At 67.6% G+C, this 15,953-nt stretch carries 10 protein-coding genes; 5 read left to right on the top strand and 5 right to left on the bottom strand.

The features are described from left to right. The first annotated feature begins 50 nt into the window (after nucleotides 1-50). The 4 genes from ACQ7JA_RS13900 to ACQ7JA_RS13915 all read left to right on the top strand — a co-directional run bounded on the left by ACQ7JA_RS13900 (nucleotide 51) and on the right by ACQ7JA_RS13915 (nucleotide 6,423). Nucleotides 51-1,412, top strand: coding sequence for a Gfo/Idh/MocA family protein (locus ACQ7JA_RS13900; RefSeq protein ID WP_430898637.1), 1,362 nt, complete (start codon nucleotides 51-53; stop codon nucleotides 1,410-1,412). A 43-nt stretch (nucleotides 1,413-1,455) separates the two neighbouring features. Next, nucleotides 1,456-2,709: a DUF3472 domain-containing protein gene (locus ACQ7JA_RS13905; RefSeq protein WP_430898639.1), complete on the top strand. Its 1,254-nt coding sequence runs from the start codon at nucleotides 1,456-1,458 to the stop codon at nucleotides 2,707-2,709. Nucleotides 2,710-2,741: 32 nt separating this feature from the next. Continuing rightward, on the top strand, nucleotides 2,742-5,711 hold the full coding sequence (locus ACQ7JA_RS13910; protein ID WP_430898641.1) for a TonB-dependent receptor plug domain-containing protein: 2,970 nt from the start codon (nucleotides 2,742-2,744) through the stop codon (nucleotides 5,709-5,711). 82 nt (nucleotides 5,712-5,793) lie between these two features. Further along, nucleotides 5,794-6,423 carry a TetR/AcrR family transcriptional regulator gene (locus tag ACQ7JA_RS13915; protein ID WP_430898643.1) on the top strand — a complete coding sequence of 210 codons (630 nt, stop codon included), beginning with the start codon at nucleotides 5,794-5,796 and terminating at the stop codon, nucleotides 6,421-6,423. 193 nt (nucleotides 6,424-6,616) lie between these two features. On the opposite strand, the gene ACQ7JA_RS13920 is transcribed toward ACQ7JA_RS13915, so the two are convergent. Then, entirely contained in the window at nucleotides 6,617-7,519 is a 903-nt protein-coding gene (locus ACQ7JA_RS13920; RefSeq protein WP_430898645.1) for a LysR family transcriptional regulator, read from the bottom strand. A 95-nt stretch (nucleotides 7,520-7,614) separates the two neighbouring features. On the opposite strand from ACQ7JA_RS13920, the gene ACQ7JA_RS13925 reads away from it, so the two are divergent. Then, nucleotides 7,615-8,835, top strand: coding sequence for an MFS transporter (locus ACQ7JA_RS13925; RefSeq protein ID WP_430898647.1), 1,221 nt, complete (start codon nucleotides 7,615-7,617; stop codon nucleotides 8,833-8,835). Here the strand turns inward: ACQ7JA_RS13925 and ACQ7JA_RS13930 are convergent. The 4 genes from ACQ7JA_RS13930 to ACQ7JA_RS13945 all read right to left on the bottom strand — a co-directional run bounded on the left by ACQ7JA_RS13930 (nucleotide 8,819) and on the right by ACQ7JA_RS13945 (nucleotide 15,628). After that, complete coding sequence (locus ACQ7JA_RS13930) at nucleotides 8,819-11,584, bottom strand: Hsp70 family protein (protein WP_430898649.1); 2,766 nt, start codon at nucleotides 11,582-11,584, stop codon at nucleotides 8,819-8,821. The genes ACQ7JA_RS13925 and ACQ7JA_RS13930 overlap by 17 nt on opposite strands. Beyond that, nucleotides 11,581-13,416: an Hsp70 family protein gene (locus ACQ7JA_RS13935; protein WP_430898651.1), complete on the bottom strand. Its 1,836-nt coding sequence runs from the start codon at nucleotides 13,414-13,416 to the stop codon at nucleotides 11,581-11,583. Before ACQ7JA_RS13935 ends, ACQ7JA_RS13930 begins: the two co-directional genes overlap by 4 nt. Next, entirely contained in the window at nucleotides 13,413-13,988 is a 576-nt protein-coding gene (locus tag ACQ7JA_RS13940) for a DUF2760 domain-containing protein (RefSeq protein WP_430898653.1), read from the bottom strand. The genes ACQ7JA_RS13935 and ACQ7JA_RS13940 overlap by 4 nt, the downstream gene beginning before the upstream one ends. Before the next feature lie 122 nt (nucleotides 13,989-14,110). Next, nucleotides 14,111-15,628: a BCCT family transporter gene (locus ACQ7JA_RS13945; protein ID WP_430898655.1), complete on the bottom strand. Its 1,518-nt coding sequence runs from the start codon at nucleotides 15,626-15,628 to the stop codon at nucleotides 14,111-14,113. Nucleotides 15,629-15,953 lie beyond the last annotated feature (325 nt).

Consider the following 15,953-nt stretch of genomic DNA (forward strand, 5'->3'; position numbering starts at 1 on the left):
GGAGGGCCTCTTACATCCTTCGACCTCTGAAAACAGAACGGAAACAGCATATGAAGCGACGCAATTTTCTCTCCCTCGGTTCGGCATTGGCGGGCAGCGCCCTGTATGCGGGCGCCATGCCCGGCGCGGCGGCGGCCGGCCGCGATCGCCTGCGCATCGGCATGATCGGCACCGGCATGCGCGGCCAGGTGCTGCTGCGCGAGCTGGTGCGGCGCGACGACGTCGAGGTGGCCGCGCTGTGCGACATCGAGCCGATCATGCTGGGCCGTGCGGTCCAGATGGTCACGGCCGCAGGCAAGCCGGCGCCCGCCACCTTTGGCGAGAACGGCGACGGCTACGCCTACCGCCGCATGCTGGACGCGGGCAAGCTGGATGGCGTGATCATCGCCACGCCCTGGGAATGGCATGCGCAGATGTCGATCGATGCGATGCAGGCCAAGGTGCCGGTGGGCTGCGAAGTGGTCGCCGGCGTGAGCCTGCAGGACCACTGGAACGTGCTCGACGCCCAGCTCAAGACCGGCACGCCCTATATGCTGCTCGAGAACGTGTGCTACCGCCGCGACGTGCTGGCCGTGCTGCGCATGGTGCGCTCCGGCCTGTTCGGCGACCTGGTGCACCTGCAGGGCGGCTACCAGCACGACCTGCGCGCCGTGAAGTTCAACAGCGGCGACCCGAACAAGCCCTATGGCGGCGGCGTCGAGTTCGGGCCGAAAGGCTGGTCGGAAGCGCGCTGGCGCACCGAGCACTCGGTGCGCCGCAACGGCGAGCTGTATCCGAGCCACGGCATCGGCCCCTGCGCGATGTACACCAACATCAACCGCGGCAACCGCTTCACCCGCATCAACGCCTTCGCCAGCAAGGCCGCCGGCCTGCACGAGTACGTGGTGCAGCAGGGCGGCAAGGACCACCCGAACGCGCGCACCCGCTTCCAGCTCGGCGACATCGTCACCACCACCCTGGCCTGCGACAACGGCGAGACCATCATCCTGCAGCACGACACCTCGCTGCCGCGCCCCTATTCGCTGGGCTTCCGCGTGCAGGGCACACGCGGCCTGTGGATGGATCTGAACCGCTCGGTGCACGTCGAGGGCATCAGCAAGCCCCACGAGTGGGACGACGCCAGGCTCTGGTTCGAGAAATACGACCACCCGCTGTGGCGCAAGTACGGCGAGCAGGCCGCGAGCGCCGGCCACGGCGGCATGGACTTCTTCGTGATCCACGCCTTCATCGAGGCGCTGAAGGAAAACGCGCCGATGCCCATCGATATCTACGACGCCATCACCTGGAGCGCGATCACGCCGCTGTCCGAGCAGTCGATCGCGCTCGGCTTCCAGACCCTGGACTTCCCCGATTTCACGGGCGGCAAATGGCGTACCCGCAAACCGATCTTCGCTTTCGACGACCGTTATTGAGACCTGACGCATCACCGCTTTTCCACCTTCCCGGGAGAACAAGATGAAACGCTTGAAGCTGATGTTGAGTACCGCCCTGATCGTAGTTAGCGCAGGCAGCCTGCCTGCCTCCGCCCAGACCTCCGCCACCGTGGCCCTGCCGGGCAACGGCTTCGTCACCAAGCCCGGCACCGGCGCGACGGAGATCATCACCACGAGCGGCCTGGCCAACTGGACCACCAAGTCCACCGTGAGCAGTGTCTGGTTCCGCATGGCGGAGGCGGGCACGGCGACCATCGGCCTGGATGCCAGCCTGGCCGGCAGCAATACGAGCACGGTGAAGGTGACGGTGAATGGCACCCCTTTCCAGGTGAACCTGACGAAAGGTGCGACGAAGACCTATGAGGTCGGCACGGTGAACCTGCCGGCCGGTTACATCAAAGTCGACCTGCAGGGCGTTAGCAAGGATGGCGGCTACTACGGCGACGTCTCCGCCATCAAGGTCACTACCAATGCAAAGCTCAACTACGCGAACGATGCCGCCAACTACTACTGGTCGCGGCGCGGACCCTCGGTCCACCTGGGCTATACCGTGCCCGCCAACACCGAGTACTTCTACAGCGAAGTGACGGTGCCGACCGGCCAGGACGCGATCGGTTCCTATTACATGGCCAACGGCTTCAATGGCGGCTACTTCGGCATCCAGGTGAAGTCGCCTTCGGAGCGCTGGGTGCTGTTCTCGATCTGGGACGCCGACAACGGCGCCAAGACGACGCTGGTCAGCAAGGGCGCCGGCGTGATCGACAACGGCTTCGGCGGCGAGGGAACCGGTGGACAGACCTACCTGGTCTACAACTGGGTGGCCGGGAACACCTACCGCTTCATCACCCGCGCACGGCCGGACGGCGCCGGCGGCACCGACTTCTCGGCCTGGTTCTTCGCGCCGGAGACGGGCGCCTGGCGCTACATCGCCACCTGGAAGCGCCCGGCCACGACGACCTGGCATGCCGGCGTCTATTCCTTCCTCGAGAACTTCATCGACACCAGGGGCTACCTGGGCCGCCAGGCCGAACACGGCAACCAGTGGGCGCGCAGCACGGCGGGCGCCTGGACCGAGATTACATCCGCACGCTTCACCGGCGACGCCACCGCCGCCAATGGCCAGCGCATGGACTATGCGGGCGGCCTGCGCAACGGCCGCTTCTACCTGCGCAACGGCGGCTTCTTCAGCGACACCGTCCCGCTCAACCAGAACTTCACCCGTCCCGCGACCGGCAGCGCACCCGCGGTGGACGTCAGCACGCTGCCGATGCAATAACGCGACACACATCTATAAGAAAAGGAGAGGCAATGAAACTGAACACACTGATGGCCGCACTGGTGGCGGCAGGACTGGCGAGCACCGCACTGGCCCAGGAAAGCAGCAAGCCCGAGGAGAAGAAAGAGGACAAGATGGCGCGCGTCGAGGTCACCGGCTCGAGCCTGAAGCGCATCAACGCCGAGACCGCGTCGCCGGTGCAGGTGGTCGACGCCAAGCAGATCGAGAACATGGGTGCTCGCACCCTGATGCAGGTGCTCGACAACCTGCCGGCCGCGCGTCCGGCCCAGCAGGACTTCCGCTCGATGTTCACGGGTTCGGACGGCGGCTCCCAGGCCAACCTGCGCGGCCTCGGCGCCCAGGGCACGCTGGTGCTGCTCAACGGCCGCCGCCTGTCCTTCTATGGCGCGCCGTCCGGCTTCCAGACCATGTTCGTGAACATCGACGCGATTCCGGCCGCGGCGATCGAACGCATGGAGATCCTGACCGACGGCGCCTCGGCGGTGTACGGTTCGGACGCGGTGGCGGGCGTGATCAACGTGATCACCAAGAAGAACTACCAGGGCCTGGAAGCGCGCGGCACCTTCGATATGTCGGAGCGGGTCGACTCCTATGGCGAGAAGCAGGGCGGCATCGTGTTCGGCACCGGCGACCTGGCCAGCCAGGGCTTCAACGTGATCGGCTCGCTCAACGTCTACCAGCGCGACCGCATCGCCCTGGCCGACACCTACGACAAGCGCCCCGAGCACTTCTACGTCAACAACCCGAACTACATCCCGAACATGCGGATCGGCGTCGGCAGCGAGCCGGGCCAGCTCAATCCGGGCACCTTCTTCGTCTTCGACCCGAAGCGCAACAATGCGCGTGTGCAGCGCGCGGTGGGCGGCTGCCCGACCCAGATCACCGAGGCTTCCGGCACGCGCTGCGTCTGGAACACCCTGCCCAACGGCCTGGACACCGGCCCGACCTCGGACCGCGCGACCGGCTTCCTTTCCGGCCGCATGCGCTTCGGGGACGGCTTCGAAGGCTTCGCGGAAGCGGCCTACACCCACATCAAGATGGTCGGCCGCAACGGCCCGACCTCGTTCAACAGCGGCAGCACCAGCAACTGGTTCTCGCGCAATACCGGCACCAGGCTCAATACCTTCACCACGCCCTACCTGGGCCCGAACAACGTCTACCTGAAGGGCAAGCTGGCGCCGGAGATGGCCGCGCTGATGGGTGGGGCGTCCGGCCTGAACTACCTGCTGCAGGACGCCACCAACCACTTCGGCCAGCGCAATATCGACGACAGCTATCGCGCCCTGGCTGGCGTGCGCGGCCCCATCTTCGGCGACTGGGAGTTCGAGACCGCGCTCGCGGTGGCGGGCAGCCACTCGACGCTCTACCAGACCGTCAACATCAATACCAAGGGGTTCGAGAAGGCCTTCGGTCCCTTCACGAAGGATCCGGTGACGGGCCGCACCAACATCTCCGACAACCCAGCCTATAAATTCGGCGAGATCAGCGAAGCCAACGCCGCGCTGATCCGCCAGGCCTATCCGACCTTCGACATCCAGTCCTGGACCAAGCTGATCACCTGGGACGGCAAGATCGAAGGCACGCTGGCGAAGATCGGCGACCGCGAATTGCGCGCCGCCTTCGGGGCCAGCCTGATGCGCGAGAGCTTCGAGACCCCGGGCAATGCGGACGCCGCCAACGGCCTGATCACCCAGCAGGGCGGTTCCTGGTTCGACGGCGAACGCACCATCTCGGCCCTGTTCGGCGAGGTGGTGGTGCCGGTCACCGAGACCCTGGAGGTGAACGCCGCCGCGCGCCTCGACAAATACCCGAACTTCAGCGCCAACCTGGCGCCGAAGCTGGGCGTGGTGTGGCGCGCGCGTCCCGACGTGATGGTGCGCGGCACCTATTCGCATGGCTTCCGCGCACCCAACCTGGCCGAATCCGGCGAGGGCGGCGTGTTCGCCCAGGTGGGTGGCATCCGCGACACCGTGCGCTGCGACGAGACCAACGCCATGGCGCGGCTGCTGCAAAAGTCGGTGTCGAGCGCCGAGGTCGACCTGGGCCGCAGCCTGCTCAACTCGAACTGCTCGACCACGGTGGGCGGCCTGACGCCGCCGAATCCGGACCTGAAACCCGAGAAGGCGAAGATCGCCACCCTGGGCGTGGTGCTGCAGCCGGCGCGCGATGTCAGCGTCTCGCTCGACTACTGGTACATCAACCGCCGCAACGAGATCGTGCGCCAGGACTTCAACCAGCTGTTCACCCTGCTGGTTGCCGAGCATGGCCCGGCCCTGGCCGGCACCAGCCAGGCGATCCGCAACGACCTCACCGACGCCGACCGCGCCAACATGGCGGCCGTGGCGACGATGTGCGCCAACCCGGCCAACGCGGCGGCCTGCGCCGGCCCGCTGCCGACCTACTCGGTGGGCAACCTGGGCGGTCTGATCAACTCTTACCTGAACCGCGGCGGCACCCTGGTCGACGGCTTCGACATCGATGCGCGCACCCGCGTCGGGCTGGGCAACTATGGCCGCCTGAACCTGGGCGCCGCCGTGACGATCCGCCGCCGCGAGACCTACGACTACGAGGACGGCAGTGGCTTCTCGGGTAACTACGTCGGCTACTACGGCTCGCCGCGCCTGCGCGGCACCTTCAATGCCGACTGGGTCTACCGCGACTTCACCACCAGCCTGTTCGTGAACTACACGGGCAAGACCAAGTGGGCCTACGACCAGTTCGATACCGTCAACACGCCGGAGAGCTGCCTGGCCGCCGGCGTTTCGCTGCCGCAGGACCTGTGCGGCGGGGCGCCTTCGTTCACGACGGTGAACCTCGGCTTCAACTGGAAGCCGACGAAGAACCTGAACCTGGGTCTCAACATCAAGAACGTGACGGACAAGAAACCGTACTACGACCCGAACGGCTGGGAAGGCTATAACCACAGCCAGAACCTGTTCGGCCGCCAGTACGCCTTCTCGGCCAGCTACAAGTTCTGGTAAGCGGGAAAGGGGGCCGGTTCCCGGGTTGCGGGACCGGCCCGATTTTTCTTGTAGTTTCGCACAGGTGTGCTAAAGTGGGCCCATGGACACCACCGTCAAAAGCGCCACCGCGAAAAGCGAAGCCACCTACGCGACCATCCTCGCGGCCGCCTACGACATGGCCGGGGCCGAGGGCCTGGGCAAGGTGTCGCTGGGCGAGCTGGCCAAGCGCACCGGCATCAGCAAGAGCGGCATCTTTTCCCGCGTCGGCTCGCTGGAGGCCCTGCAGTCGGCGGTGCTGGACGAATACGACCGGCGCTTTTCGGAGGATGTCTTCCTGCCGTCCTTGCAGGTGCCGCGCGGTTTGCCGCGCCTGACGGTGCAGGTCGAGCTGTGGTTGCAGAAGATCGGCAACGAGACGGCACGCGGCGGCTGCCTCTATACGGCGGGCGCCTTCGAGTTCGACGACGTGCCGGGCCCGCTGCGCGACCGCATCGAGGAGGGCGTCAACCGCTGGCGCGCTTCGATGCGCAAGACGGTGCTGCAGGCGATGGAACTTGGACACCTGCGGCCGGATACGGAACCGGGGCAGCTGGTGTTCGAGATCTACAGCCTGGCCATCGGGGTGATGCACGACGCGCGCTTCCTGCGGGCCGACGCCACGCCGCGCAGGGCGCAGCGGGCCTTCAACCGGCTGATATCGACGTACAGGAGTTTCGGCGACCTGGAATAGGGAATCGCGGTGGACGGGCCTGCCTGTCCCTTTTTTTGGATTAATTTCGCACAGGTGTGCGAAATCTTGTGTGCAAGGAGATTGCCATGTCTGCCCTTTGGTTGCTGTTACTCCCCGTTGCCGGATTCGCCTGGCGTTTCGTCGCTTCCGTGATGGGCCTCTGCCCGGGCTGCAATGAGGATTTCGTGTTTTGCTAGCACAGCCATGGCTGGCGGCGCAGGGACTCGGCGAGGTAGCTCACCATCGATTCGATCTTGGCCGACACCGCGGAATGGCGGTAGTACACCGCCTGGATCGGCCGGCTTGCCGGGATCGTCAGCTCGGGCAGCACCTCGACCAGGCGGCCTGCCTCGAGGTCGGCCCAGGTGTGGAAATCGGAGAAGCTGGCGATGCCCATGCCCTGCAGGGCGAGCCGGCACAGGGTCTCGCCGCTGGACGATTTCAGGGTGGGTTCGATGCGTACCCGTTTGCCGTCGGGGTCGCGCAGCGGCCAGACATTCAGGCTGTCCGGTTCACTGAAGCCCAGCAGTTCGTGACGCATCAGTTCCTCGATCGTCGTCGGCGTCCCGTGCGTTTGCAGGTAGCGGGGGCTGGCGACGAGGCGCAGGGGCGCATGGCCCAGCAGGCGGCTGTGCAGCGTCGAGTCCTTCAGTTCGCCGATCCGCACCGCCAGGTCGACGCGGCGTTCCAGCAGGTCGATGAAGCCTTCGTTGCTGCTGAGGGTGAGGGTGACGTTCGGGTGCCGTGCGCGGTACTCGGGTATCAGGGGCACCAGCACGTGCAGCATGAAAGGCGTCGCCGCGTCGATGCGCAGCTGCCCCGACAGCTGCCCGCGCCGCTCCACCAGCCGGTCTTCGGCGGCCTGCACGGCATGCAGGATGCCGCGTGCGTCGCTCACGAAAGCATTGCCCTCGTCGGTGAGGTCGAGCCTGCGCGTGGTCCGGCGCAGCAGGGGCGTCGCCAGCTTCTCTTCCAGCCGGCCCAATAGCCGGCTCACCGTCGATACCGGCTGGCCCAGGCGCTCGGCGGCCGCCGTCATCGACCCCGTGTCCACGATTGCCAGGAACACCACCAGTTCGTCCAGCTCGATCTTCATTTTCTCGGATTTTGCAAAGGTATTTCTTGGATTCCCTACTTTATCCGAAAAATGATTGTCGAGATAATGCTCGGCCCGTTACATGAAAGCCGAGTATGCACGCATCATCTTCTTCGACCGATCTCTCTTCTCCTGCCAGCGCCCAGCGCGGCGCCGGGCTCGCGCTACTGGCGCTGGCAGTCGGCGCCTTCGGCATCGGCACCACCGAATTCGGCCCCATGGGCATGCTGCCGACGATCGCCGGCGGTGTCGGCGTCTCGATCCCGGCGGCCGGCATGCTGGTCTCCGCCTACGCCATCGGCGTCATGGCCGGCGCACCCGTCATGAGCCTGCTGCTGGCGCGCTGGCCGCGGCGCCGCGCCCTGATCGCCCTGATGGCGATCTTCGCCGTCGGGAACATCCTGTCGGCGCTGGCCCCGCAGTACGCCAGCCTGATGGGCGCGCGCGTGGTCACCAGCCTGGCGCACGGGGCCTTCTTCGGCATCGGCTCGGTGGTAGCGGCGAGCGTGGTGCCGCGCGAGCGGCAGGCGAGCGCCGTGGCGATGATGTTCCTCGGCCTGACGATCGCGAACATCGGCGGCGTGCCGGCGGCGACCTGGGTCAGCGAGCACCTGGGGTGGCGCGAGTCCTTTGCTGCGATCGGCGTGCTGGGCGTGATCGCGATGGCCGCGCTCCTGATGTTCCTGCCGGCCGGGAGCAAAGGGCAGGCGCTGGAAGTGCGCCGCGAACTGAAGGTGCTGGCGAGGCCAAGGGTGCTGCAGGCGCTCCTGACCACGGTGCTGTCCTCGGCCGCCATGTTCGCCCTCTACACCTACATCAATCCGGTGCTGCAGACCTTTACGCAGGCCTCGCCAGGCTTCGTCACCATGATGCTGGCGCTGATCGGCATCGGTTTCACGGTGGGTAACACCATCGGCGGCAAGATGGCCGACCGCTCGGTCGACAAGACCATCCTGTTCTTCCTGGCTGTGGAAGCGGCGACCATGATCGCCTTCCCATGGCTGGCTTCCAGCAAGGCGGGCGCCGCCATCGGGCTGTTCGTCTGGTCGGCCGCGGCCTTCGCCCTGGTGCCGCCGGTGCAGATGCGTGTGATGCGCGCGGCGAGCGAAGCGCCGGGGATGGCCTCGTCGGTCAACATCGGCGCCTTCAATCTGGGCAACGCGATCGGCGCGGCGCTGGGTGCGGCGATCCTGAATGCGGGTCTCGCGTATCCGGCGGTGCTGTTCGGCGGCGCGGTCATGAGCATCCTGGCCTTCCTGCTGGTGGCCTGGGCGGCCAACGGCAAATCGGCAGCCCTGCCTAGCGCAGCAGCTTGAGGCCCGGCGGCAGGGCGTCGCCCAGCATCCGCGTTTCCACCGCCTGGTCGAGTTCCACCACCTCGCGCACCATCGCGGGCCAGGCGTGCGGGGCGCCGCTGGCGGACAGCTTGCGCAGCACCTCATCGCGCACCGTTTCACCGATGTCGCGCGAGCGGTCGCCGGTCATGCGGGCGATGTGGGCGGCGGCGAAGCCCGCAGGCTCGATCTTCTTCCAGTCGAGCGTGAGTAGCTGGCCCAGCCAGCTCTCCGCCGATGCGGCGGGGGCCACCTCGTGCGCGGCGCCGTGGAAGGACTGGCGCGCGCCGACGCGGCCCAGCGCCCACAGGTAGCGTGCGTAGCGCGCGGTTGCCCTGGCATCGATCTTCGGCCCGGCCGGCATGTCCATGATCTGCTCGATCAGCCAGTCGCCGATCTCGGCCTTGTAGGCGGACGGAATGCGTTCCAGCGAAGCGCCCATGCGCAGCATGTCGTCCTCGCTGCCGTCGACCAGCGTCACCGGACGGCGTCCGCGCTCGGATGCGTCGGCTTGCAGGTTGAAGGCGAAATCGTCCAGCAGGCGCAGCTGCGCTTCGGTGGACAGCCCCCCTGCGACGCGCCGCCACAGCGTCCACCACTCGGCGCGCACCTGGCTGTCCTTGTGGTACTGCGCGCCAAGGTCGAACATGGCCCACAGCTGCTCGATGCGCCATTCGTCGAGCGGGTGACCGAAGCCGGGGCGCAGGCAGTAGCCGGCCAGGTTCAGCCACACGCGTTCGTGTTCCGCCGAGCGACGGCGCCCCTTGGCGCGCGCGAGCAGGGCGTCGAAGAGGCGGCGCAGCAGCGGCGTGGTCCAGCGTTCGCGCGCGCCCAGCAGCTGTTCCAATGCGGCGCGCAGTTGGCGCACCTCGCGCGGGTCGACCTGCTGCGAGCGGTTGCCGAAGATGCGATCGATGCGGGCGATCGCATCGTCCAGTTCCATCGGCAGCACCACATCTTCTTCAGACGCCTCCTCGTTGCCGCGCAGCTGGAATTCCAGGCGCCAGCGCTGCGACGCGTCGTCCTCGGCCACGCAGAAGACTTCCAGCGTGCCGACCTCGGACAAGAGCGTGGCCAGCTGCACCGGGATGTCCGTCGTGCGGGAGCTGCGCAGCACCGTGGAGATGGCCGGCAGGCGCACGATGCTTGCTACGGGCAGGTCGAACAGCTCGCCGGCCTGGGGCAGCTTGCCGTCCGGGTCGCCGGTGGACGAGACCAGGTGGAAGCGCACCGGCCGGCCCAGACGCAGGGCGAAGCTGCGCTCCGTGAGCCGCACTTCCTCCCCGGCCGGCGCACCGCGCGGCAGCAGGCAGACCGCGCGCACCGTGTCGCCAGACTGTTCCGCATCGAGCACCAGGTAATAGTTGCGCGCCGAGCCGCTTTCGATCGATGGGGCCTGGCCCGCGCGCGCCAGCGAATAGGCGACGCCGCCGCGCGCGACGGCCACGTCGGGATCGTCGTTGTGCAGCACGGTGACCGGCGCGCCGCGCCAGTTCGACAGCACGGTGGCGAGGCGCTCGGCCAGGGCCGCGCCGCGGAACACGCCGCCGTTGAGCAGCAGGGTATCGGGCACGCCTTGCGCATGCTGGCGCAGGAAAGCGGCGAGGTGACGCGTGATCGCCGCGTCGCTCGCATACGGCAGGCCGAATTCGACGATGCCGGCGCGCGCGCGTTTCGGGCTTTCCTGGGCTTCGTTCAGGGGAAAGAAGCCGTCCAGCACGATTCTATCGACGTCTTCGCGCGTGATGGTGGCCGAGCGGCTGGCGCCGATCAGGCGCGAGCCGGCGCCGAGCAGGGTGACGGTGACCTGTTCCGGCGCGTCTTGCGCCAGCAGTTGTTCCTTGGCGGCGCGGCAGCGTTCCATCAGCTGGGCCAGACGGGCAGCGCTCAGGCGCTCCGGCGCATTTTCACCCGCCAGGCGCGATTCGGCCAGGCGGGCCAGCGCCAGGTCCATATTGTCGCCACCGAGGATCAGGTGGTTGCCTACGCCTGTCCGGCTGAGTTTCGGTTGGCCGTCTTCACCGAGTTCCACCTTGACCAGGCTGAAGTCGGTGGTGCCGCCGCCGACGTCGGCGACCAGCACCAGCTTCGTCTGCGCGAGATCGTCGGCCAGGGTGGCGCGGTGGCGGTACAGCCAGTCGTACAGCGCCGCTTGCGGCTCTTCCAGCAGGCGCAGTTCCGGCAGCCCGGCCATGCGCGCCGCCTCGAGCGTGAGCGCACGCGCGCCTTCGTCGAAGGAAGCGGGGACGGTGAGGACGATCTGCTGCTTCGCCAGGGGCGCTTTGGGGAAGCGCTTGTCCCAGGCGGCGCGCAGGTAGGCGAGATAGCTGGCGCTGGCCGCCACCGGCGAGACCTTGGCGACGTCGGCCTCCTCGGCGCCCCAGGGCAGGATGGGCGCCATGCGGTCCACGCCCGCGTGCGACAGCCAGCTCTTGGCGCTGGCCACCAGCCGGCCCGGCGTTTGCGCGCCGAGCACGCGCGCCAGGCGCCCGACGGCGACGCGTTCGACGCCGGCCGGATCCTCGAGGGCCCATGGCAGCTGGAGTTCGCCAGGCGCGAGCTCGCTCTCGCCCGGGTGGTAGCGCATCGACGGCAGCAGGGGCGAACCGGCGACTTCGCCGGGCGCCACCAGCTGCTCGATCGCCAGCAGCTCGACCTGCGCCTTGTTCTGCGCGGCATAGGCGAGCACCGTGTTGGTGGTGCCCAGGTCGATGCTGACGAGGTACTTCACTGCTGGCGGACGTCGAACTCGATCTTCCAGCGCTGGCCTTCACGCGAGACGGCGGCCAGTTCCAGCGTACCCGCGTCCGTCGCGAGCGCATGCAGCTTGACCTGCACCACGTCGCCCGCCACGCGGCCTTCCGCCGGCAGCGTCGCCTGGATCTCGCCCAGTTCCTGCAGCTCTTCCGGACCCCAGAAGTCCAGCACCGCGCCGATGCGGTCCTGGCGGCGCGTGGTCGAGCCGAAGAAGCGGAAGTTCACAGGCTCGCCGACCACCAGGCCGAATTCCTGGCCCGGCAGTTCGAGTTCGCTGCCTTCTTCCATGCCGAATGGCGCCACGCACAGGGCTTCGATCGGCGGCTCCATGCCCGGAATCGCCGGCATCGACGACTCCACGCCCACGTAGTAGGAACGGGCCGTGCCGCCGCGGATGCGCACGCCGCCGCCACGGCGGGCATAGCTGAAGTAGGCCGCGCCGCGCGCGACTGCCAGGTCGAGATCCGCGCCCGCCAAGCAGCGTGCCGGTTCCGCGCCTTCCATGTAGAGCCAGTCGTTGATGGTGTCCATCACGCGTTGCGCCAGGATGTCCGACTTGAATACGCCGCCGTTGAACAGCACCGCGCTCGGGTGCAGGAAGCTGTGCTCCGGGTTGACTGCTCCGCTGAAGCCTTCCAGTTCCGCGGTGGCGCCGGCCTGGCGCGCCAGGAAGGCGGCCAGGTGTTTCGTGATCGCCGCATCCTGCGCGTAGGGCAGACCGACCTGGGTCAGGCCGGCGCGGGTGCGCACTGCAGGACGTGCGCCGGCTTCCACGCGCGGGAAGAAGCCGTCGGTGATGAAGGCCGTGACCTCGTCGCGCGTGAGTTCGGTGCGGATCGAGCCGCCGATGAGTTTCGAGCCGCGGCTCGGCACCACGATCGGCCACACGGTCGCGTTGGCGTCGGCCAGCAGGTGTTCCTTGGCGCTGCGGCAGCCGTAGGTGAGGGCGCGCATCTGCCAGGCGTCCAATTGGGTGCCGTTCGCCTGCAGCTTGCGCGCCACGAAGTGGGCCAGCGCCAGGTCCATATTGTCGCCGCCCAGCAGGATGTGGTCGCCCACGGCCACGCGGTGCGGTTCCAGGGTGCCATCGCGCTCGAGGATGGCGATCAGGGAAAAGTCGCTGGTGCCGCCGCCCACGTCCACGACCAGCACGATGTCGCCGGCCTTGACCTGCTTGCGCCAGGCCCCTTTCGATCCCTGGATCCAGCTGTACAGGGCGGCCTGCGGTTCTTCCAGCAGGGTCGGCTGGAAGCCGGCATTGCGCGCCGCTTCCGCGGTCAGTTCGCGTGCGCCCGGATCGAAGGAGGCGGGGATCGTGACGGTGACCTGCTGCTGGTCGAAGGGCGCGTCCGGATGCGCCGCATTCCAGGCCTGGCGCAGATGGGCCAGGTAACGGGTCGAGGCCTCCAGCGGCGAGACGCGCGCGACTTCTTCCGGCGCATCGTGCGGCAGGATGGCGGCGCGGCGGTCCACGCTCGGATGGCTCAGCCAGCTCTTGGCCGAGGACACCAGGCGGATCGGCGTGGTGGCGCCGCGGCTGCGCGCCATTTCGCCGGCCACGAAACCTTCGCCCTGTGCATTCCAGGGCAGGCCGAGTTCACCCGGCGCCAGTTCGTCCGGGTGCGGCAGGTAGAGGAAGGAAGGCAGCAGCGGCAGCGCTTCCACCGTGCCCGGCGCGGTCAGCTGCGGAACGCCCAGGACGCCGTCGACGGTCTTCTCGCCGTCGCTGGCCTGCAGGTCGACATAGGACAGGGCGCTGTGCGTCGTGCCGAGGTCGATGCCGATGGCATATCGTGGGTCGGTCACAGTTCCACCTCCGCCGGCGCCAGCACGCGCGCGTCGTGCTTCTCGGCCAGTTGCGGCAGCTCGACCTTGGTCGCGCGCCAGCCGCGGTGCGACAGCGTGCCCTTGAACGGGGCCTGGCCGACGACGTTGCCGGTCAGGCGCACGCTGGCGGCGTCGAAACCTTCTTCCAGCGTGAGGCGCGAACCTTCGGCCTCGTTGCGCACCGGCTCGATGGTGAAGTGCTCGCGCAGCACGCGCGCGCAGCCTTCGTGCACGACACGGGCGGCGGCGCCGATGTCGGCATCGGAATAGGCGGCCAGGTTTTCCTGGGTAAAGTCGATCAGGCGCGCCTCGCGCTGGAATAGGCTCAGCAGTTGCAGGGCCGATTCGGCGGTCGGGGCGCGCAGCACCGGGGCCGGCGCTGGCGCGGGAGCCGGGGCCGGGGCAGGTGCGGAAGGTGGTGCAACAACGGGGCCGACACCGTCATCGCGCACGCGCGCGGCAAATTCCGCGTCGCCGAGCGACTTGAAGAAGGCGCCGAAGGCGATCGAAAGCCGGCTGAAGAAGCCGGGCAGCTGGGTTGGAGTGTTCATTCTTGATGTTCTGTAAGGTAAGGGACGGGCGCGCTGTCGGTCAGCGTCGGGCCAGGGTCCGGAAAACGCGCATGATACCAGTTCAACAAAACGAAGGCGCGCCTCCCTTACCCCAGCCGGACCTAGCGTGACGCCATCTCGCGCATCTTGCGCCGGATTTCGCGCTCGCGCCGCGCTTCCACCTGCCAGTCCTCGCGCAGCGCGCGCCACAGCGCGATCACCATCAGCACGATCACCAGCGCGAAGGGCAGGGCGAACAGGATGGTGGCGGTCTGCACCGCGTCGATGCCGCCGGCCAGCAGCAGGCTAATGGCGATGCCGGCGATCAGCACGCCCCAGACCAGCTTGGTGCGGGTGGACGGATTCGGGTCGCCGTTGCGGCTCATCATGCCGAGCACCAGCACGGCCGAGTCGCCCGAGGTCACGAAGAAGATCACCACCAGCAGGGTCGCCACCACCGACATGATGTTCCCGAAGGGCATGGCGTCGAACATCGCGAACAGCGCGGTGGCCACGTCGGCCTTGACCGCTTCAGTCAGTGGCACGTGCTGCCAGATCTCCATGTAGAGGGCGGTGCCGCCGAAGATCGAGAACCAGACGAAGGCCGCGAGCGAGGGCGCGAGCACGGTGCCGACGATGAATTCGCGGATGGTGCGGCCGCGCGAGACCCGGGCGATGAACAGGCCGACGAAGGGCGACCACGCGATCCACCAGGCCCAGTAGAAGATGGTCCAGTTGGCGACCCAGCTGCTGTCGCGGAAGGGCGTCGAGCGCAGGCTCATGCGGACGAACTCGCTGGCGTAGCTGCCCAGGGTATTGGTCAGGGTGTCGATGATGGCAACCGTGGGGCCGAGCAGGAACACGGCCAGCGCGAGCAGCGCGGCCACGCGGATGTTCAGGTTGGACAGGAACTGGATGCCCTTGTCGACGCCGCTTACGGCAGAGCCGATGAACATGGCGGCGGTCACGAGGATGATCGCCACCTGCGAAGTGGGGCCGATCTCGAGCCCGAACACGGCGTTCAGCCCGCTGTTGATCTGCAGCGCGCCGACGCCGAGCGAGGCGGCGACGCCGAAAGCAGTCGCCACCACCGCCAGGCCGTTGAACAGGCCGGACATCGCGCGCACCGGACGCCAGGGGAGCGACTCGGTGACGGTGCTGATCAGGGAGTTGCCGCCGCGCCGGTACTGGAAGAAGGCGATCGCCAGCGCGACCACACTGTACACCGCCCAGGGATGAATGCCCCAATGGAAGAAGACATAGCGCATGGCCGCGTTGGCGGCTTCGGGCGTGCCTGCGGTAATGCCCGGTGGCGCGGTGACGTAGTGCGAGACCGGTTCGGCCACGCCCCAGAACACCAGGCCGATGCCCATGCCGGCGGCGAACAGCATGGCGAACCAGCTGCTCATGCTGAATTCGGGCTCATCGTCCTCTCCGCCCAGGCGCAATTGCCCGTAGCGGCTGAAGGCGACGTAGGCGGCGAACAGCACCAGGCCGAGCACGACCCAGAGGTAGAACCAGCCGAAGTTGCGGGTGAGGGAGGCGAGCATGGTGTCGAACACGCTCGCCATATTGTCCGGGGCAACGATGCCCCATAGGACGATCAGGAAGATGAAGCCCGCAGAGCAGAGCATTTGCATGGTGCCTCCTTGTCAGTGCATGCGGCGCCATCCGGCGGGGCGCGGCGAGGCACGCTGCAAGGTCCGGAATGGCGGGGTTGGGTGGGCACGCGGGCTGCCGCTTCGCGGCGTGTCCGGTATGGGGCGGACAAGCGTGCCGGGTTCTGGATGCGCCCATGGTTGGGCGAATGGAATTGCGAGCCGGCGCAGGCCGGCTGAGCCGTATTGTAGCGGAAACAACACATTTGCACAAATGCAGCTGTGGTGTCTGCGCAGCATGCACACAATCGCTGGACATAAAGGCGAAATGGCCTTCCAGCGAAGGCAGGCTACGTTCCATAGGGAA

The organism is Massilia sp. BKSP1R2A-1, from assembly GCF_050586525.1.
GTDB lineage: Bacteria > Pseudomonadota > Gammaproteobacteria > Burkholderiales > Burkholderiaceae_D > Telluria.